General features: G+C 66.7%; 26 protein-coding genes. 25 read left to right on the top strand and 1 reads right to left on the bottom strand.

The genetic code is table 11. The annotated features are described in order from the left end of the window. Window positions 1-36: 36 nt before the first annotated feature. Window positions 37-639, bottom strand: a complete 603-nt coding sequence (locus XAN126_RS28220) for a hypothetical protein (RefSeq protein WP_155982252.1) — start codon at window positions 637-639, stop codon at window positions 37-39. 536 nt (window positions 640-1,175) lie between these two features. On the opposite strand from XAN126_RS28220, the gene XAN126_RS0107720 reads away from it, so the two are divergent. The 25 genes from XAN126_RS0107720 to XAN126_RS0107600 all read left to right on the top strand — a co-directional run bounded on the left by XAN126_RS0107720 (window position 1,176) and on the right by XAN126_RS0107600 (window position 18,425). Beyond that, a complete protein-coding gene (locus XAN126_RS0107720; RefSeq protein WP_024278018.1) occupies window positions 1,176-1,409 on the top strand; it encodes a hypothetical protein in 234 nt (77 codons plus the stop codon). Then, on the top strand, window positions 1,409-1,714 hold the full coding sequence (locus tag XAN126_RS0107715; protein ID WP_024278017.1) for a hypothetical protein: 306 nt from the start codon (window positions 1,409-1,411) through the stop codon (window positions 1,712-1,714). Before XAN126_RS0107720 ends, XAN126_RS0107715 begins: the two co-directional genes overlap by 1 nt. Beyond that, complete coding sequence (locus XAN126_RS0107710; protein WP_024278016.1) at window positions 1,711-2,340, top strand: regulatory protein GemA; 630 nt, start codon at window positions 1,711-1,713, stop codon at window positions 2,338-2,340. The genes XAN126_RS0107715 and XAN126_RS0107710 overlap by 4 nt, the downstream gene beginning before the upstream one ends. Next, entirely contained in the window at window positions 2,330-2,575 is a 246-nt protein-coding gene (locus XAN126_RS0107705) for a hypothetical protein (protein ID WP_024278015.1), read from the top strand. The genes XAN126_RS0107710 and XAN126_RS0107705 overlap by 11 nt, the downstream gene beginning before the upstream one ends. Beyond that, on the top strand, window positions 2,568-2,996 hold the full coding sequence (locus tag XAN126_RS0107700; RefSeq protein ID WP_024278014.1) for a helix-turn-helix domain-containing protein: 429 nt from the start codon (window positions 2,568-2,570) through the stop codon (window positions 2,994-2,996). Before XAN126_RS0107705 ends, XAN126_RS0107700 begins: the two co-directional genes overlap by 8 nt. 123 nt (window positions 2,997-3,119) lie before the next feature. Next, window positions 3,120-4,559 (top strand): N-acetylmuramidase domain-containing protein, encoded by a 1,440-nt coding sequence (locus XAN126_RS26955; protein WP_051460562.1) that lies wholly within the window; start codon window positions 3,120-3,122, stop codon window positions 4,557-4,559. Next, window positions 4,559-4,894, top strand: a complete 336-nt coding sequence (locus XAN126_RS0107690) for a hypothetical protein (RefSeq protein WP_024278012.1) — start codon at window positions 4,559-4,561, stop codon at window positions 4,892-4,894. Before XAN126_RS26955 ends, XAN126_RS0107690 begins: the two co-directional genes overlap by 1 nt. A 111-nt stretch (window positions 4,895-5,005) precedes the next feature. Further along, window positions 5,006-5,218 carry a TraR/DksA C4-type zinc finger protein gene (locus XAN126_RS0107685; RefSeq protein ID WP_024278011.1) on the top strand — a complete coding sequence of 71 codons (213 nt, stop codon included), beginning with the start codon at window positions 5,006-5,008 and terminating at the stop codon, window positions 5,216-5,218. Beyond that, window positions 5,215-5,586, top strand: coding sequence for a hypothetical protein (locus tag XAN126_RS0107680; protein WP_024278010.1), 372 nt, complete (start codon window positions 5,215-5,217; stop codon window positions 5,584-5,586). The genes XAN126_RS0107685 and XAN126_RS0107680 overlap by 4 nt, the downstream gene beginning before the upstream one ends. After that, entirely contained in the window at window positions 5,583-5,900 is a 318-nt protein-coding gene (locus XAN126_RS0107675; protein ID WP_024278009.1) for a hypothetical protein, read from the top strand. Before XAN126_RS0107680 ends, XAN126_RS0107675 begins: the two co-directional genes overlap by 4 nt. A gap of 1 nt (window position 5,901) precedes the next feature. Further along, window positions 5,902-6,510 carry a phage protein Gp27 family protein gene (locus XAN126_RS0107670; RefSeq protein WP_024278008.1) on the top strand — a complete coding sequence of 203 codons (609 nt, stop codon included), beginning with the start codon at window positions 5,902-5,904 and terminating at the stop codon, window positions 6,508-6,510. A gap of 6 nt (window positions 6,511-6,516) precedes the next feature. Beyond that, window positions 6,517-8,127, top strand: a complete 1,611-nt coding sequence (locus XAN126_RS0107665; protein ID WP_024278007.1) for a hypothetical protein — start codon at window positions 6,517-6,519, stop codon at window positions 8,125-8,127. Then, window positions 8,121-9,770 (top strand): DUF935 domain-containing protein, encoded by a 1,650-nt coding sequence (locus XAN126_RS0107660; RefSeq protein WP_024278006.1) that lies wholly within the window; start codon window positions 8,121-8,123, stop codon window positions 9,768-9,770. The genes XAN126_RS0107665 and XAN126_RS0107660 overlap by 7 nt, the downstream gene beginning before the upstream one ends. Before the next feature lie 6 nt (window positions 9,771-9,776). Then, window positions 9,777-11,156: a phage minor head protein gene (locus tag XAN126_RS26950; protein ID WP_051460561.1), complete on the top strand. Its 1,380-nt coding sequence runs from the start codon at window positions 9,777-9,779 to the stop codon at window positions 11,154-11,156. A gap of 95 nt (window positions 11,157-11,251) precedes the next feature. Beyond that, window positions 11,252-12,049 carry a hypothetical protein gene (locus tag XAN126_RS28215; RefSeq protein ID WP_155982251.1) on the top strand — a complete coding sequence of 266 codons (798 nt, stop codon included), beginning with the start codon at window positions 11,252-11,254 and terminating at the stop codon, window positions 12,047-12,049. Window positions 12,050-12,797: 748 nt separating this feature from the next. After that, a complete protein-coding gene (locus XAN126_RS0107645; RefSeq protein WP_024278003.1) occupies window positions 12,798-13,808 on the top strand; it encodes a phage protease in 1,011 nt (336 codons plus the stop codon). Next, window positions 13,805-14,182, top strand: coding sequence for a DUF2190 family protein (locus tag XAN126_RS0107640; protein ID WP_024278002.1), 378 nt, complete (start codon window positions 13,805-13,807; stop codon window positions 14,180-14,182). The genes XAN126_RS0107645 and XAN126_RS0107640 overlap by 4 nt, the downstream gene beginning before the upstream one ends. A 25-nt stretch (window positions 14,183-14,207) precedes the next feature. Beyond that, complete coding sequence (locus tag XAN126_RS0107635; protein WP_024278001.1) at window positions 14,208-15,167, top strand: hypothetical protein; 960 nt, start codon at window positions 14,208-14,210, stop codon at window positions 15,165-15,167. Between the two features lie 2 nt (window positions 15,168-15,169). Then, window positions 15,170-15,739: a hypothetical protein gene (locus tag XAN126_RS0107630; RefSeq protein WP_024278000.1), complete on the top strand. Its 570-nt coding sequence runs from the start codon at window positions 15,170-15,172 to the stop codon at window positions 15,737-15,739. 97 nt (window positions 15,740-15,836) lie between these two features. Next, the gene (locus tag XAN126_RS0107625; RefSeq protein ID WP_024277999.1) at window positions 15,837-16,067 is read left to right on the top strand and encodes a hypothetical protein; all 231 of its coding nucleotides are present in this window, start codon (window positions 15,837-15,839) and stop codon (window positions 16,065-16,067) included. A gap of 4 nt (window positions 16,068-16,071) precedes the next feature. Beyond that, entirely contained in the window at window positions 16,072-16,533 is a 462-nt protein-coding gene (locus tag XAN126_RS0107620) for a phage protein Gp36 family protein (protein WP_024277998.1), read from the top strand. After that, window positions 16,533-17,021, top strand: coding sequence for a phage virion morphogenesis protein (locus tag XAN126_RS0107615; RefSeq protein WP_024277997.1), 489 nt, complete (start codon window positions 16,533-16,535; stop codon window positions 17,019-17,021). The genes XAN126_RS0107620 and XAN126_RS0107615 overlap by 1 nt, the downstream gene beginning before the upstream one ends. Further along, window positions 17,018-17,608, top strand: a complete 591-nt coding sequence (locus tag XAN126_RS0107610) for a hypothetical protein (protein WP_024277996.1) — start codon at window positions 17,018-17,020, stop codon at window positions 17,606-17,608. Before XAN126_RS0107615 ends, XAN126_RS0107610 begins: the two co-directional genes overlap by 4 nt. Then, window positions 17,605-18,201, top strand: a complete 597-nt coding sequence (locus tag XAN126_RS0107605; protein WP_024277995.1) for a phage baseplate assembly protein V — start codon at window positions 17,605-17,607, stop codon at window positions 18,199-18,201. Before XAN126_RS0107610 ends, XAN126_RS0107605 begins: the two co-directional genes overlap by 4 nt. Next, window positions 18,198-18,425 (top strand): hypothetical protein, encoded by a 228-nt coding sequence (locus XAN126_RS0107600; RefSeq protein ID WP_024277994.1) that lies wholly within the window; start codon window positions 18,198-18,200, stop codon window positions 18,423-18,425. Before XAN126_RS0107605 ends, XAN126_RS0107600 begins: the two co-directional genes overlap by 4 nt. Window positions 18,426-18,429: the final 4 nt, after the last annotated feature.

Raw genomic sequence — 18,429 nt, 5'->3', positions numbered from 1 at the left:
GCAGTCTAACAGGAGAATTTGGCCATGGAAGTCGCTCTATTTGAACAGACTGCGATACCAACGTCTGAGGAGGCGACGGTGCCAACGACGTCGCGCATCCCTCTCTACTTCTTCGTACGTTTTCCATTCAAACGGAGTAGACGGAAAGAGGAATCCAATAACTCTCATAAATATAGAGATCTTAATCAAATCTCCGTAGCCACCGCCCATGGTTTGACATGCAGCGTTGTGCGCCTCTGCGTCGGCGACTTGGACGGTAGGGGGCTCATCTGCGTATATTTTAGTCAAATCGCCGGCCAAAGACTTGATCGCTGCAGTGTCGGCACCATCGATCGCTTCGGCTTGAGCCAATATTTGGTAGTATTCTTTCTGAAGGCCCTGATGCGTACGGGCACGTCCGCCCCAATCGAAAACCAACTGCACCGAGCCGACCGCAGCCGTTGCAATACCCAGCCAGACATCGGCCCCGTCGACCCCAGTCAATTCGGCAGCATCCGCCGCCGCAGCAGTTCCCAACAAAATCACGAGAAGATTAAAAAAGCGATTTCGCCTTTCCAGAACCTGCCTTCGGGCCGTGTGGTACAGAGCGTTTCGCAGGGTATGGAACCTCACACCCTCAAGGGTGCTCAGATCACTCATCCTTCTGCCTTGTCGTCAGGCCCAAGCCTAGGGCTCGGCTCCTTCGGTTTCGATTTTTTCACTATAGAGTTAGGCGCCGGACGAGGGCCTGCACTCGAAATGTGCAGGTCCCACCTGCGGATCAATTCAACCTTTGATTCGTCGCGTGTACGAGACGACTTGCGCGTCCCCGAAGAGCTAGGGGGCTTCTTTGCCATAGGGTCTCACCAGCACCAGTCACTTGGCGGACTTGGTCGAGGAAGGCGCCGGAGCAGGCTTTGTGGAGGCAGAGCTCGCGGGTTTGCTAGCCAGAGAGCTGGGCATTGGCCGAGGCCCCGCAGACCGTTGGACCACAACAGGTGCCGGCGGCGATTTACCCCGATTGTCTGTCATTGCAGACCTCCGAACGTCTGGTGGACTGAGGGACGATCTCGAAATGCACCACGATTCTCTCCTTTTGGGAAGCCGTGGTCGGTAGCCGCCAATACACTTTTTGCGCGGCGCAACCCTCAGCCCCCTTGCGAGGCGGTGCCGCCGGCATTGCGGGATTAGCCGCCATGCCCGGCGCCTCCCGCCTCGCCCCGCGTTCCGCTCCCCTCTTGTTGTGGGGAGACGTTCAGGACGCCCAGGCGCTGCGGCAGGAGCGGGCGCGCCTCCTGGCATCGCTTCGGCGCTGCCCGCCCTTCGCGCGGCGCCGGGCCTATTTGGAAATCCGTCTGGCGGAAGTCACCGCCCGGCTCATTGCCGCCGAGCTGGAAGCCGGCAGGGACCTGATCTTGAGGAGGGATTGATGGCTCTCGACTTTGACGACGATGAAGATGCTGAAGTGAGCCGGTACAAGACGATTGGATGGAGGGGCAAGGGGGCGCGCCTCAAGAATTATTCGTCGGCGACGAAGATGGGCGGTCCCGGCATCATCAAGATCGAGATCGAAACCTTCGACTCCTTCACCATGGATGATCTCGTCAAGGATCTGGAGCGGATCGAGGCCCGCGAGAAGAAAGAGAAGGCTGCGGCTGCTCGTCTCCGCGCATCAAAGCCGCGGCGCGAACTGCCCGCGCCGCCCCTCCAGCTGACTTACAGGGGCGACGAATGAACACCGCCACCGCGGCGCAGAAGGGCGCCATCCACTCGATCAGCAAGAGCCTCGGCCTGGACGAGGAGAGCCGGCGCAACGTCATCGCCTCGGTGGCGGGCGGCAAGCGCTCCTCCTCCGAGCTGTCGGCCGGCGAGGCCATCCTCGTCATTGACCGGCTGAAAGCCTTGCAGGGCAGCCAGGTGGGCGGGGCAAAGGGCGCGCGCGTTATGGACGGCCCCTATGCGCCGAAGCTCCTTGCCCTCTGGATTTCCGGCTGGCACCTCGGCGTGGTGCGGGACCGGAGCGACAGCTCCCTCCTTGCCTTTCTGGAGCGGCAGACGGGCCTCTCCCATGTCCGCTTCCTTCGGGATTCGGCGCAGGCCCGCGGCGTGATCGAGGCGCTCAAGGCGTGGCTCGCGCGGGAGGCCGGCGTCGACTGGCCGCCGCGCGGCGAGAAGGAAGACGTGCGGGCCAACAAGCTTGGCGTCCTGTTCGCCCAGCGTCGCCTCCTGGAGCAGGCCGGCGCCGACGTTACCGGCCTGCCGTCCGGCGCCGGCCTGGCGGAGCGCGCCATCGACGCCGAGATCCGCTCCGGTGGCGCCTTGCTCCGCCGCCTGCTGAAGGAGGCGCGCCGTGGGCGTTGAAGGGCTGTTTAAGGACGCGCCCGTCCTGCGGTGGAGCCACGAGGAGAAGGCCAACACCTGGTCGGCTGTCGGTCCGCGGGGCATCTCCGCGCGCCTCTATCTGTCCGCTATCTCCGGACGGTGGGTGCTCACGGTGGAGGTGCCGCCCGGCTTTTCGCGCACGCGCCAGCTCCTCGCACAGGACGAGTTCCGCACCCTTGCCGAGGAGTGGATTCGGGAGGCCGCCCGTGCCTGACTCCCCGTCCACGCTGTTCGACGACATCGCCTCTGTGATCGGCGCCAGCGCCGCGCTGGCCTTGTTCCGTGCGCGTGGGGGCGGGCGGGTCACGATCCCCGCGTATGCGCAGAGTGGTCACTGGCTGGTCGAACTGATCGGCTGGAAGGCCGCGCACGCACTCTGCGATTATTTCCGAACCGGAAGTCCGAACCTGAACACCATGCGCGGGGCGGAGATCGACTTGCCCCGTGGGCCGACCGGCGTCGTCGGCGAGTTCGCCCCCACGCTCGCTCGCGCCAAGCGCGTCATGGCTGAAGCGCTTGAAAATGGCGTCTCCGCGGATGAAGCTGCGCGCCGCGCTGGCCTCACGCGCCGCACCGCCTACCGGATGCGCAAGCGCTCAAAGCGCGATCCTCGGCAAGGCGAGTTCTTCAAATAGCGGCCTAGATCCTCTTTCCCGAGGGGCCTCCCCGGTGACCGTGTCACCGGCAACACGGGAAGCCCATCCGGCATCGTCCCAACGTCAGCGCGCCCGGCGCGCGTCGCGCGTTGGGAGCCGATGATGCCGAAGCAGGAATTCGTGGATGCCGTCATTGGCGCGGCAAAGGCGAACGGCATTCCGGCCGCCGCGCTCCTCGCCGTAGTCGAGATCGAAGCCGAGTGGAAGGCGTTTGAAGACGACGGTGTAACGCCCTGTCTCCTGTTTGAGCGGCATGTCTTCTATCGCGAGCTGAAAGAGCGCGCGCCCGACAAGCTCGGTGCCGCGGTGAAGGCCGGCCTTGCCCGCCAGAAGTGGTCGCCCTCGACGCAGTACAAGGATCTGGGTCCCTCCAAGGCGCGTCTTGCGATCCTCTCCCGCGCCCGCGGCATCGACGAGGAGTGCGCCAACCGGAGCTGCTCCTGGGGCCTCGGCCAGACCATGGGCTTCCTCGCCGAGGAGCTGGGTTACACCTCGGCCACCGTCATGCTCGATCGCATGGTCGCCGGCGGCGTCGCCGCCCAGGTCGACATGATGATCGCCGAAATCAAGCGCAAGAGCTTGGTCGACGAATTGCAGCGCGGGGATTGGGCGGGCTTCGCCCGTGCCTACAACGGCGAGGGCTACAAGAAGAACGAATACGACACCAGGCTCGCCGCCGCCTGCCGCCGCTGGGAGGCGAAGCTTGGCGGCGCGCCGGTGGGCGATCCCGATCTGCCCAAGGTCCAGAGCGACCTCATCGCCCTCGGTTACGACCTCGGCCCGGCTGGCGCGGACGGTGTGCTCGGCCGGCGCACCCGAGAGGCGGTGCTCCGCTTCCAGGAGGAGCAGGGGCTTGCCGTGGACGGCAAGATCGGGCCGCAGACCAAGGCGGCTATTCTGGCCGCCATACAGGCCAAGGAGTCGCCCCGGAGCGCCGCGCTGGCCAAACCGCCTGTCGCCTCGCCGCCGCCGGCTCCCGTTCCTGTGCCCGCGCCGGCCAACGCCCCATCCACGCCCGAACCGGTGCAGCCCACCAAGGAAGTGATTGAGTTCGTACAGCGACGCCTACGCGAGCTGAACTATAGCCACGTCGGCAATGTGGACGGGGAGCTCGGCGGCTGGACGGAGGACGCTATCCTCGCGTTCCGGCGCGGCAACAGCCTGCCGCTGGTTCCCATCATCGACAGCCAGCTCCTGGTGGCGCTGGCCGGCGCGAAGCCGAAGGTGATCGCAGAGACCCGCGCGAACGCGACGCCCGCTCAGGTGGCAAGGAAGATCCCGGCCGTGGCCGCTGCCCGCGCCGCCGTCATGTGGTCCAAGGTCCAGGCGTTCGGGGCTCTGATCGTCGCGGCGATCACCGGGATGCTCCAGTGGACCGGCGAGGCCGTCGACAAGCTTTCGCCGCTCCAGGCCACGTTCGGCTCCGCGCCCATGTGGCTCCTGATCGCCGCCGTGGCGGGCGTGTCGTTCCTCCTGTGGCGCAACTCGCGTGCGGCCACCGCCGACACGGTGGATGCCTATCGCTCGGCGAGGCTCATGTGATGGGAGCCCTGGTCTCCTTCCTCATCTACGGCATCGACTGGCGCCTCCAGGCGGTGGGGGGCCTCGTTGCCATCGGCGGGCTCGCCATCGTCCTGATCCGCCTTCTGGGGATGAAGCTCGCCCTCAAGGTGCTCGCCGGAATCGGCGCCGTCTATGCCGCGCTCGTCTACGGCCGGCGCGAACGTCAGCAGGGGCGGGCGGACACGCTCGCCGAAGGAGAGCGCAATGCTCAGGAAGCTTTGGACCGCGCGGCGCGTGCGCAACGTGCTGCTCGCGATCAGTACACCTCTCGCCCTGACCGCCTGCGTGACAACGACGGGTACCGGCGCGACTGAGGTCTATTGCGGGGCGACCTCTCCCGCCCGGTGGTCGGTGCACGACACCGATGGGACCATCCAGTGGTCAAAGGAGCACAACGCGAAGCGTCGCGCGCTGTGTGGCGCCTGATGGCGGACGATGGCGACGTTGCCCAGGCGCTCGACGAGCGCATCCGCGCCGGAATGATCGCCGCGGCACGGGCACAGATCGAGGGCGAAGGTACCGACGATTGCGAGGACTGCGGCGCGCCGATCGGGGCCGCGCGCCGCGCTGCGTTGCCTTCGGCCTCGCGGTGCGTGGATTGCCAGGAGCGCCGCGAGCGCCGGAAGGAGTTCAGATGATCGAGGTTCCCCACCTGATGCAGGCGCTCATGCTGTTGCTGGCCGCGGCAAGCCTTGCGACCACCATCATCATGACGCGCGGCAAGGCGGCGGCCGACAAGGTGACCGCGCTGGAAGCCAAGCTCTCCGACCGGGCAAGTGACGGGCGTGTCGAGACGCTGGAACTGCGCATGAGCAAGGTCGAAGACCGCATCACGCGTACCGAGAGCGTCCTCGGCAACGTGCCGGACAAGGAAACCAGTCACCGGCTCGAAATGGCGATCGCCCGGCTCGAAGGTCGCTTGGAAACCATGGACGAGCGGATGAAGCCCGTGGCCGCCATGGCCAACCGGGTTCACGAACGCCTGTTTGAGGAGGCCGCGCGATGAGCAAGGAGAAGCTGAGCCGGGACGAGTGGCTGCGCGAGGAGGCGCGGCTCATAATCCTGAGGATGCTCGGCGAGGAGCCGAACTGGAGCCTGCACAGCCCCATCATCCTGCGCGAGCTGAGGGAGCGCTGGATGGTCACGCGCGACCGTCCCTGGCTGCATATCGAACTCGACTATCTTGCCGAGCTCGGCGCGATTTCGATCGTGAACGTCGAGACGATCAAGATCGCCACGCTGACCGAGCGCGGCAAGCGTCACATCGATGGCGAGATCGTCCTGACCGGCGTGAAGCGCCCCTCGCAGCAGGTGCTCTGACATGGCCCCGCCGCGCGGCCGCGGCCGCCTCTCCGAGATCGATCGTCTCCCGGAGTGGGCCGACGAGGCGAAGATGGCCGCGCTGGTGGCGCTCAAGGAACGCAAGCTGACGCAGCTGGAAATCCTTGAGCAGTTCAACGCTGCCCTGCGCGCCGCCGCCTGGGAGCAAGGCATCGCCACTCCGCCGCAAATTTCCCTCTCCGCCTTCAATCGCACGGCGGTGCGCCTGGCCGTGCATGGCCGGCGGATGGAGGAGACGCGGGAAATCGCGGCCGTCCTGGCGCCGAAGATCGACGAGGCCGGCGACGCCTCCCTGACCCTCCTCATCTCCGAAACCATCAAAACGCTGGTCTTCGAGATGCTCGGCAATGCCGGCGAGCTCTCGGCCGATGGCGACACAGCCGAAATGCTCATGTTCACGTCGCGCGCCCTGAAGCACGCCGAGGAGGCGAAGAAGATCTCCACCGAGCAGCGGCGCAAGTTCGAGCTGGAGTTCAAGGCCAAGACGGACGAGGCGGTCGAGAAGGTGGTCAAGGCCCGCGGCGGCACCGCCGATGACATCGCCGCGCTGCGCGAAGCCATCGGCGTCCAGATCGCCAAGAAGGGGTGAGCGGGCATGATCCACGCCGATCCCGAGGAGCTTGTCGCCCGCGGCCGCGCCATCTCGAAAGAGGACTGGATCAAGCTCCGGTGGGAGGACGTGCGGGCGGGGCGAACCGGGGAGGAGGCCGGCCAGCCCCTGTTGCGCTATCAGCGCGAGCTCCTCGCCTCCACCGCCGCCCACCAGGTCACCGTCTGCGAGAAGTCCCGCCGCACCGGCATGACCTGGGCGGCTGCGGCCGACGCAGTGCTCACGTCCGCCGCCAGCCGCGAGGCCGGCGGCATGGACACGCTCTATATGGGCTACAACCTCGACATGGCGCGGGAGTTCATCGACACCGCCGCCTTCTGGGCCGAGAGCTTCGGCGAGGCGCTGTCCGAGGTCGGCGTCCAGGACTTCCTGTTCGACGACGACGGCAAGCCCATCCAGGCGTTCCGCATCTCCTTCGCCAGCGGGTTCGAGATCGTCGCCCTGTCGTCGCGGCCGCGATCCCTGCGCGGCCGCCAGGGCTATCTCATCCTCGACGAGGCGGCGTTCCACGAGGACCTTCAGGCGGTGGTGAACGCCGCCGTGCCGTTCCTCATGTGGGGCGGCAAGATCCTTATCATCTCCACCCACTTCGGCGAGGACAACCCCTTCAACAAGCTGATCCAGGACTCGCGCGCGGGCCGCAAGCCCTATGCCGTGCTGCGCGTCGACCTGGACGAGGCCCTGCGCGACGGGCTGTTTCAGCGCATCTGCCGGAAGACAGGGCAGAACTGGAGCCCGGAGGCGGAAGGCGAGTGGCGGGCGACGCTCATCGCCGCCGCCGCGGACGCGGCCGACGAGGAGTTCTATTGCATTCCCTCCCAGGGCGGCGGCGCGGTGCTCAACGGCGCCCTGATCGAGGCGCGCATGGGCCAGGGCATTCCCGTGCGGCGCCTGGAGCGGACGGCGGAATGGGGCCTCCTTCCGGAAGCCTATCGGCGCGCCGAGGTGAAGGACTGGTGCGAGGAACACCTTGCGCCCGTGCTGTCCGCCATGGACCCGCATCTGCCCACGTCGTTCGGCGGGGACTTCGGGCGCGTGGCCGACCTGACCGTCTTCTGGCCGCTCCAGACGCTGCGAACGTTGAAGCGCGCCACGCCCTTCGTGGTGGAGCTGCGGAACATCCCGTTCGACCAGCAATGGCAGATCGGCAAGTTCATCTGCGACCGGCTCCCGCGCTTCTCGGCCGCGAAGCTCGACGCCATCGGCATCGGCATGCAGCTTTCTGAGCAGTTCGCCCAGACCTATGGCGTGCTGCGGGCCGAGCCGGTGAAGCTCTCCGCCACCTGGTACATCGAAAACGTGCCGGCGCTCAGGGCGGCTTTCGAGGATGACGCCATCCTCATTCCCGCCGATCTCGACATCAAGGGCGACCTTCAGCTCCCGGTGATGAAGGGCGGCGTCCCGACCATGCCGCCGGTGCGCACCACCGGCGCCGACGGCAAGAAGCGCCACGGCGATGCGTTCGTCGCCCTTCTCCTCGCCCATGCGGCGAGCCGGGCCAATGTCATCTCCTACGACTACACGCCCGCCTCCGACCTGGACGGCGGGGACGAATCCATCTTCGCCGAACCCTCCGGAGGTCGTGCACTATGGTGAGCCGCCCCCAGCTCCTCGGCCCCAACGGTCTCCCGATCGACCGGTCCCTCCTGTCGCAGGAGGTTGCCGCGCCCACAGTCATGGGCGTACGCGCGACGCATCACGAGGCCATCGCCTCCGGCCTGAAGCCGGAGCGCCTCGCCCATGTGCTGCGGCAGGCGCAGCTGGGCAATGCTCGCGACTATCTCACGCTCGCGGAGGAGATGGAGGAACGCTACCTGCACTATGCCAGCCAGGTGCAGACGCGGCGGCTCGCCATCGAGAGCATCACGCCCACCGTGGAATCGCCCAAGGGGATGGACACGCGCATCGTCGACGCGGTGCACGAACTCCTGGACGATGCCGGCCTCCTCGACTCCCTCGGCGAGCTGACGGACGGCATTGCCAAGGGCTACGCGGTTGTGGAGCCCATCTGGGAATACGACCGCAAGCTCCTGCGCCCCGTGGAGTTCAAGCCCCGCGACCAGCGGTTTTTCCAGTTCGACCGGGTCACCCTGCGCGAGCTTCGCCTGGCGCGGGACGGGAGCCTCGACGGCGATCCCATCGAGAAGCCGACCTTCATCGTGCACATGCCGCGCTCCAAGAGCGGCATTCCCATCCGCCGCGGCTTCGCGCGGGCGGCGTGCTGGGCCTTCATGTTGCAGAGCTTCGCACTCAAGGATTGGGCAGCCTTCGCGGAGATCTATGGCGTGCCGTTCCGCGTCGGCAAGTACCACCCCGGAGCGTCCGAGAAGGATAAGAAGGCCCTCCTGCGCGCCGTTGCCTCCATCGCCAACGATGCCGCAGCCATCATCCCGCAGGGCATGGAGATCGAGTTCGTCGAGGCCGAGGGCGCCAAGGGCGAGGCGGTGTTCGGTGGCCTGCTCGAATATCTCGACAAGCAGGTGTCCAAGCTGGTGGTGGGCCAGACCATGACGGCCGACGATGGCTCGTCCATGGCCCAGGCGGAGGTGCACAACAAGGTCCGCATCGACATCATGCAGGCCGATTGCCGCCAGCTCGCCAACACCCTCAACCGTGACCTGATCCCGTGGTTCGTCGCCTTCAATTTCGGGCCGCAGGATGCCTATCCTCGCGTGACCCTCCCTGTGCCCGAGCCAGAGGACCTCAAGGAGCTGACGGAGGGTGTCGCCCGCCTGCTCCCGTACGGCCTCAAGGTGGGCCAGAAGCAGATGCGGGAGAAGCTCGGCCTGTCCGAGCCCGAGGAAGACGACGAGCTGCTCACCCCGCAGGCCCCCGCCAGGCCCGACGCGAAGGCCCCTTCAAACCCGGTTCAACAGCCGTCGCCGGCCGACCCGAATAAGCCCGGCCGTGCGGGCCTCTCGGCGGACGGCGGCTTCTCCCACCCACGCGGATGCGCCTGCGCCGGCTGCCGCTCCTTCGCCGCGTTGGCGGCCGGGGGGCAGGGCCTTGACGTGGAGGCGGAGCTGGAGACCCTGTTCGCGGAGGAGATGGCGGATTGGGAACAGGTTACCGACCCGATGTTCGCCAAACTGCGGGCCGGCCTCGCCAAGGCCAACTCCTACGACGAGCTCATCGCCCTGTTGCCGGAGATTGCGGGACAGGGCGGCGCCGAGCAGCTCGCCGAGCGCCTGGCGCGGCTCACCGCCATCGCCCGCGGCCTCGGCGACGTGGCCGACTGAGCCGCCGTGCGCCGCCGCCAGTTCCTAGGCCTCCTCCTCGCGGCTCTTGCCGGCGAGGTGAAGCGCGGCATGGATGCGCCGCCGGAGGTGCTCGACTATTTCCGGCGCAAGGAGCTGGCACCGCACTTCTCCTGGCAGGACATGTGGGGCGAAGAGCACGCCCACGCCTTCACTGTCGCGGGCGTGACTGATGCGCGCGTCCTGGCGGAATTCCGCGCGGGCATCGACAAGGCCATCGCCGAGGGCAAGGGCTTCGAGACGTTCCGCGAGGAGATGCGCGCTCGCCTCACGCCGCACGGCTGGTGGGGCGCGCGCGACGTAGTCGACCCGGCGACGGGAAAGGCGAAGCGCGTGGACTTCTCGGTTCCCCAGCGCCTGGAGACCACGTTCTGGAGCAACATGCGCGCGGCGCGCGCGGCGGGCCAGTGGGACCGTGCCCAGCGGACCAAGGCGGCGCTGCCGTATTTCCTCTATGTCCGCACTACCTCGGCACACCCGCGCCCGAACCATCTGCGCTTCGTCGGCGTGATCCTGCCGGTGGACGATCCGGCCTGGAGCTGGATGTTCCCGCCCAACGGCTGGGGCTGCAAATGCTCGGTGCGCCAGATCTCGCTCGGCCGGCGCGACCGGTACCTAGAGGGCACGAAGGGCGAGGACGGCGTCTGGTTCACGGACGAGGCCCCACCCCGGAACGACAAGAGGTTCGTGAACAAGCGAACGGGCGAGGTCACGATGGTGCCCGACGGGATCGACCCCGGCTGGCACACCAATCCCGGAATCGGACGGGCGAAGACGCTGGGGCAGCAGCTGGTGGCCCGGCTCGGCGAACAGGAGCCCGCCGTCGCGCGGGCCATGACGCGCCGGTTCGTCCGCACGGACGGGTTCGAGAGCTTCGTCTGGCGCGCCCACCGGCGCGAGGAGCAATGGAGCAAGCTGCCCGCGGCCACCAGGGCGACCGCCGCCGGCCGCCACGCGCATTGGGACGATGCGCCCATGCCGGTGGCCGTGCTGCCGGCAGACCTCGCCGGCGGCCCCGCTGTCACCTCGATCGTCACCGCCACCGATTACGCCGTCGCCCACAATGCCAGCCATGCCATGACGGCGTTCGAGTGGGCGCGGGTGCAGCAGCTCCTGGACGTGGGGGAGGTCCGGCGGCGCCGGCGCGACGACGCGCTCCAGGTGTTCGTGCCGCGCAGCGCTGATCGTTCGGCCTGGTGGTACGTCATTCTCCAGCGGGACGGCGACCGCTGGCGGATTGGAACGCAGATGCGCGCCAGTGTGCGCTATGTCGCCAAAGAGAAGGGCGCTGGTTTGCTCCTGCGCCAGGGCGGCGCGACCGTAATCGAGGAAGGAGTCGGGGAAATCGCGGCGGAGGAGAGGCCGTGACCTACCTCCCAGCGGAGCTTCCTGCAGTCCCTAGTGGCACCTACGCAAGACGTCTATAATGCCATCGGGAATTTATAGGGAGGCATTGTATCAACATGGGCTTGATGGCGTCTTCATGGCGAGCTCTTGCTGCGATTTACAAAAACGGCATCGTAAGGTTTGCGTCTTTGCTGGGATTGATATTGGTGTTGATGTCGCTTGTGTTTGCGTTGGTTGGTATCTATGGAGACATGAAAGACGCGCGAGAGCTGGTAGAGAAAATATTTGAAATCTCAAGTTCGCCATGGATTGGTATTATTTGCGTTGGCTTTATCATTCTTATTTTAATAGTAGGAGTGTCACAGGTAATTGAATCTCAAAGAAAAGGATCAATCGAAGACAGAAATATTCTTGAGCGTGAAACGGCGGCTCAGCGGGAAGCAGTCAGAATCCCAAATGCGATAGCGTTGAATTTCATGAAACTTCGTAATGTGATTTTGGCAGAAGATATTCTAATTCGCCTTCGGGGCGAAATTGATGTCTATGCGGGGAAAGCATCTCACATGGAAATTCAGCCCGAACTCAGGCAATTTGAATGGTCATTTGGAGAATATCAGTTCTTTAACTTGCCAGATTATTTCAATTCGATGTCAGGGGATATCTATAAATTATTACGTCAGCAGGAATCCCCCGTCCGATTCAGGGTTGTGGAGCCGATTTGGGTAGACGAGGACACGTTTCACTTGATGGGGCGCCGAATGGACGATGCAGCTCGAAGAGACTATCAGAGCGCAAATCGACAAAACATCGAAATGATGAATGAAAAAATAAGTTCGATATCTCAAATTGTCGCGAATCAGAAAGCCTCTCTTCTGCAAGAAGGGAACCAGATATCGTCTTCAATTGAGGGCTGATCGTCCAGCGCCTTGCCAACGGGACGCCACTCTTGTGCTCTGGCGAAGAAAATCGCGGCGGAGGAGAGGCCGTGACCCCTCTCACCGGACTTGCCGGAAGGAACGGTGCCCGAAGGCTGATTCTCCGCCGCAGTTCAAGGATAACGCCGAACGGGGCGGCACTCAATCGCCGCTGCGGATTGACCGTGTTCCTGTTTTGTTCTTTTTTCTTGAGATGGCGGACCGGCTGTCGAATTACCCCTACGTCCTCGTGCGGATCGGCTGCACCCTGTGCGGCCGGCGTGGCCAGTACCGGCTTGCCCGCCTTGCCGCGAAGTTCGGGCCGGAGACGTCGCTTGAGGACCTCCTTGACCAGTTCGCGCTCTCCTGCCCCTATCCGCGTCCAGGCCGTCTCCCGAAGCGCAGGAAGTACCAGGCGGTTTGCGGAATCGAGCTTGTGGACATCGGCAACCCATCGCCCCGTCCGCCCGATCTTCCGCGCCGTGGGCTGGTGGCTATCCCCGGCGGCAAATCGGATGCTCCGGAGAAACCCGATAAGAAGGCGGCTGGAGGCGGCTAAGGCGGCCGGGACGGGCCGGACTGCCGCCGGGAGGCCAAATGCCGCCCCACGGCTTTCAATGGTGCTTTAAATTCGGTCGTGGCGTATTACGAACGGGCGCAGGCGCATCCGGATTGATCCTGCGAACTGAACTGGCCCGGTGACACTGTCACCGGCGCAGCCTCTTGGGCGAGCACCTAGCGTGCCCCCATGTCTCGCCGCTCCGCAACCCCCACCACGCCCCTCGCCACCGGCGTCATCGCCGGAGAGGTCGCCACGCTTGCGGCCGGCGATGCCTTGCCGAGCGAGATCAAGATCGCGCCGGCCGGGACCGTGACCACGCGGGACGGCCGGAGCTTCTCCTTCGATCCGGCGGTGCTGGTCGCGCGGTTCCAGGCCGAGGGCGTGGACCTGCCCATCGATCTCGATCACGCGATCTCCCGCCGCTCGCTGTTCGGCGAGCGGGCGAACGCCGTGGGATGGATCAAGGGCCTCTCGGCTCGCCCCGATGGGCTGTACGCCACAGCCGTCGAATGGCTTCCGGAAGGCGAGGCGGCCCTCGCGGCGCGGAGCCACCGCTACGTCTCCCCGACCTTCCACCACACCGACACCGGCGCCGCGACCTGGCTGCATTCCGTCGCCCTGGTCGCCGCGCCTGCCTTGTCCATGCCCGCCGTGGCGGACGCCAACGGTCACATCCAGGAGCCTTTCGTGCTGAAAGCCATCGCCAGGGCGCTCGGCCTCGCCGAGACCGCCGACGAGGCCGCGTGCCTCTCCGCCATCGCCACCATGACCATCGGGAAGGTGGACAAGGCGGTTCACGACCAGGCGCTCGCCAACCTCGCAGCTGTCACGACCGAGCGGGACAGCGCGGCCTCCAAGCTCGCCGAGCTCGCCGCCACCTCGCGCAAATCCAAGGTGGACACGATGATCGAGGGCGCGCTCGCCGCCAAGAAGATCGTGCCCGCCCAGCGCGACCAGTACGTCGCCCTGTGTGCCACGGACGCGGGCCTCGCCCAGGTCGAGGCACTGCTGGCGGTGACGCCCGCCAATCTCCAGGCCTCCACCCTGGACGGCCGCGTTCCCAGCGACGCGGATGCCCCCGCCGATCCCGTGGCGCTCGCTGCCGCCGCGTCCGCCTATCAGAAGAGGCTCGCGGAGGCCGGAACGAACATCGCTTACGCCGATGCCGTCATTGCCGTGAAGGAGGGCAAGAAGTGAGGCCGCTGATCAAGTCCTACGTGGGGGCGGTCGCGATCGCCCCCTTCCTCATTGTCAAGGCGGCAGCTGCTGCCATCGACACCACTGTCCGCGCCGCCGCCGCCGCCACCGATGCGCTCATCGGCATCACCGGCTCCATGGGCGGCGATGCCGGCGATGCCGTCGACGTGACAATCCTCGGGCCGGCCGAGGTGCGCCTGGGCGGCACCGTGGCATTCGGTGATCCGCTCACCTCGGATGCCAACGGCAAGGCCATCAAGGCCGTGGGCACCGCGGCCACCACCAAGTTCATCGTCGCCTATGCGCTCGCCCCCGGCGTCGCCGACGACGTGATCCCCGTCCGCGTCGCGCCCGGCATCCTCGCCCTGGCCTGACCCCCAACCCGTCAACGAGGTTCCCATGGCCAAGCGTCCCTTCGTCGTCGATCCGGTTCTGACCGCGATCGCCATCGGCTACACCAACCCGGCCGACACCCTGATCGCCGACGAGGTGCTCCCGCGCGCCCAGGTCGGGCAGGAGACCTTCAAGTGGACCAAGTACCCGCTTGAAGACGGGTTCTCGATCGACGAGACGCTCGTCGGCCGCAAGGGCAAGCCCAACGAGGTCGAGTTCTCCGGTGACGAGGCTGAATCCTCGGTGCAGGACCACGGCCTTGATGCCCCGGTCGTCAACAGCGACGTGGACGCCGCCCGCGCCGCCCGTGAGAAGGGCCTCTCGACCTACGATCCCGAAGCGCGTGCCGTCGCTGGTCTGACGAACCGCATCCAGCTCGCGCGCGAGGTCCGCGTCGCCTCCGTCATCCAGAACCTGAACACCTACGCGGCGAGCCGCCGGGTCACGCTGGCCGGCACCTCGCAGCTCTCTGACTTCAACAACTCCGATCCGATCGCGACCATCTCGGCAGCAATCGACGGCACCCTCGTGTTCCGGCCGAACACCGTGGTGATGGGGAGTGGCGTGTGGTCGGTGCTCCGCCGCCACCCCGTCCTGGTGAACGCCATCCGGGGCAACCTCACGGACAAGGGGCTCATCACGCGCGAGGAGTTCCAGGAGCTCTTCGAGATCAAGAAGCTGCTCGTCGGCTCCTCCTTCGTGAACACCGCGAAGAAGGGACAGGCGGCGACGCTCGCGCGGTGCTGGGGCAAGAACATCGCCTGCCTCTACATCAATCCGGAGGCGACGACCCAGGAGGGCATCACCTTCGGCCTCACCGCCCAGTTCGGCACCCGCATCGCCGGCCGGATCGAAGATCCCGACATCGGCCTGCAAGGCGGCTACCGGGTGCGCTCCGGCGAGCGGATCAAGGAGCTCGTCGTCGCTCCCGACGTGGGCTTTTTCATCCAGAACGCGGTGGCCTGACCATGGCGAAGGCCACGACCAAAGCTCGCGCCGCCGCCGCCACACAGGCGACCACGGCAGACCCCGCGACGCTCACCGCGTCCGAAGCGACCGCAAGCGAGGCGGCCGCGGGGGCCGGCGAACAGCCGCTGACCACCGATACCCTCCCGAGCGAAGACCCGGCACCGGCGGCGGAGGACGGGCAAAACCCGCCCTCCACCAGTCAGCCCGAGGGACGGGGCGTGGAAGAGGATACCAAGGGGGCGCCGACGGGCGATGGCGGGGAGGAGCCCTCGGGTTCCGAACCGTCCGAGCCCGATGCCCCGGCCACGGCCGCAGCGGCCGGAGAGGACCCGGTCCCTCCGGAGCCGGCCCCTCCGACCGAGAACACGGCGGGGGAAAGCGGCAAGGCGCCGGAGGCGGCGGCGGCCGTCGCCTCCGAGCCGACAACCACCCTGGAGTTCGGGGTGTGTTCTCCCATCGAGCTCGACGGCACGCGGTATGAGCCGGGCTCCAGCATCCTGCTCACGCACAAGCTGCATCGCGAGTTGAAGCCGGGCGGCGCCATCCTCGGCGACTGGCCGGCCGAATAGGCCCACCTCAGGCGGTCCTGCGACGGCACCACGAGTGCCCCCGGACGGGACGGTTCGCCGCCCCGTCCACCTTTTCCAGCCGCAGGGGAGTGTCGCCATGAGCGATCGCGTTTCGTCCGCGTCCGAGGACCGCACCGTCAACAACGTGATGCGGCACGAGTACCGGGTGCTCGCCGAGGAGGAGAGGGCGCAGATGCAGGCGATCAAAGACGCCGGCGCCGACTTCCACCGCCTCATCATGAGCCTCGGCGCCAGCCGTGAGCTCTCCCTGGCCGCGACGAAGATCGAAGAGGCGGTCTTCTGGGCGGTCAAGCACGTCACGCGGTGACGCCATGACCTACGCCACCCTCGCCGACGTCCTCACGCGCTATCCGGCGGAAGCCACGGTCCTGGCGGCTGACGAGCAGACCCGCCAACGCTCGGACGTCCGGATCGAGGCGTCCCTGGTGGACGCGGCTCTGGAGATCCGTGCGGTGCTGACCGCCCGTTATACGCCCGCCGAGCTCGCGAATTTGGACGCGGACAGCCGCGCGGTCCTCTCCATCTACCAGATCGACATTGCCCTCTATCGCGTCGCGCTCTCCTTCGGCCGAAGCAATGAGCGCGTGAAGGAGCGGTACGACGCCGCGATCAAGCGGCTGGAAGCCATCGCCGCCGGAAAGGGCGCGCTGACGTTCGAGGGTAGCTCCGGCGGCGTGACCCAGCCTGGAGAGCCCAGCTCCATCGGCCCCGGCGAGCCCGTTGTCGAGGCACCGGAGCGCATCTTCACCCGTGATCGCCTGAGGGGGTGGTGATGGCCGGCATCCGCCTTGTCGTCGAGCTGGACAATGTCGTACCCGAGGCGGTGATGTCGCGCCTGGCCGGCGCCGACTTCGAGCCTCTCCTCACCATTATCGGTGCCGTGCTTGAGTCCTCGACCCGCGAGCGGATCGAGGAGACCAAGACCGCGCCGGACGGTACGCGCTGGGCGCCGAACCGCGAAGGTACATCCACGCTGCTGCGCACTGGCCGGCACCTGCGGGATTCCATCGCCTTCATCGCCTCGGCGAGCGAGCTGGATGTGGGCTCCTCCTGGGAGTTCGCCCACATCCACCAGGACGGCGCCGTCATCAAGCCCAAGAATGCCAAACGCCTGTCCTTCGTCGTCGGCGGGCACCGGGTAAGCGCGAAGCAAGTCACGATCCCGGCCCGCCCTTTCGTCGGCGTCTCCAAAGAGGACGAGGCGGAGATCCTGCGCGTCGCCACCGACTATCTCCGAACCCTCGTTGGAGGCGCGCCATGATCACCTGTCGAACGCTCGTCGAGCGGCTTGCCGACGCCCGCATCGCGCAGCTCGCTCCTGCCGTTGAAGCGACCTTGAAGCCGCTTTTCCCGGATGTGTCCGTGGTGACCCTGGCTGGCAAGATCGACGTGTCCGACGTGATCGAGGGCTCGATCTTCCAGCCGCCCGTCATCGCCGTGACCCTCACCCGCTGGCACGGGCCGGTGGACGTCGGGGGCGGCTTCGCGGTGCCCGTCGAACTCGCGGCCTACGTGGTGACGGAGGAGATGGCCATCGGCGACCTCGCTGTCCGGCGCGAGGTGGTCGCCCATGCCCTCAGCATGGGCCTGCTGGAGATCCTCGCGGATTTGGACGTGCCACGCTGGGGCCTCGACCGCATCGGGTCCCCGGAAGATGCCGAGGCGCGCCCCATTTTCACGGCCCACGCCTATGCCCAGGGCATCGCCTATTACGCGGTCACCTGGCGCCAGAACCTCCTCGCCCTCGGCACCGATCCGCTGGCACGCGTCCCCTACACGATCGTCGAAAGCTTGGACGAGGGCGTGACCACCGTTTGGCCGCCGGATCTGTCGGGGGAGCCCGTATGAACCCCTACATGCGCCGGCTGGCCGCGCGCCTCGATCGCATCGAAAAGCGCCTGGTTGAGCAGGACCAGCGCCTCGCCCGCACCATCCTACGCGGCAAGGTGTCGGCCGTCCGCAAGAAGGACGGGGACTGGCAGGTCCGTCTGGAGCTGGCACAGGACGAAGACGGTGGCGGCCGCGTCCTCTCGCCATGGGTTCCGGTGCAGCCTGCGAGCGCTGGCGCATTGAAGATCAAGGTCAAGCCGACCCAGGGCGAGGGCATGACCCTGCTTTCGCCGTCTGGCGTCGTCGGCACCGCCTCCTGGGCGATCCGCTCGCCCTTCGATCAGGACCACCCAGCGCCCGAGGGCGACGAGGATGTGGTGCTGGAGCGCGGGCGCAGCCGCCTGACGATCGAGGATGGCAAGATCGTCATGACGACGGGCAATGGCCGGATCGAGCTCGACGGCGAGGATCTGAAGGTGAACGGCAAGACGGCCTTCACCGGGGACAAGCTCACCCACAACGGCGTCCCGGTCGGGGACAAGCACACCCACAAGAACGTCATGCCCGGCCCCGGCCTCTCCGGCCCGCCGGTGGAAGGAGCTACCTCGTGACCGAAAAGACGGCGTACCGCCTCACCAAGGACCGCCCCATCCATGGCCGCGCGCGCAAGGATGGCGACACCGTGCACCTGACCGCCGCCGAGTTCGCTGCCGAGTCTGTGTGGGGCGGGCTGGAGCCCGTCACCATCGAGACCCGCGCCGATGCGCCGGCCGAGCGGACCGAAGCGGAGGAGGCCGGTGAGGCCAAGCCCGCATCCCGCCGCACGAAGGGGTGACGGC

The sequence above is a fragment of the Xanthobacter sp. 126 genome (genome assembly GCF_000526175.1).
GTDB classification, from domain to species: domain Bacteria; phylum Pseudomonadota; class Alphaproteobacteria; order Rhizobiales; family Xanthobacteraceae; genus Xanthobacter; species Xanthobacter aminoxidans.
The sequence above is the reverse complement of the archived record's forward strand: the minus strand, read 5'-3'. Positions and strand labels throughout refer to the sequence as shown.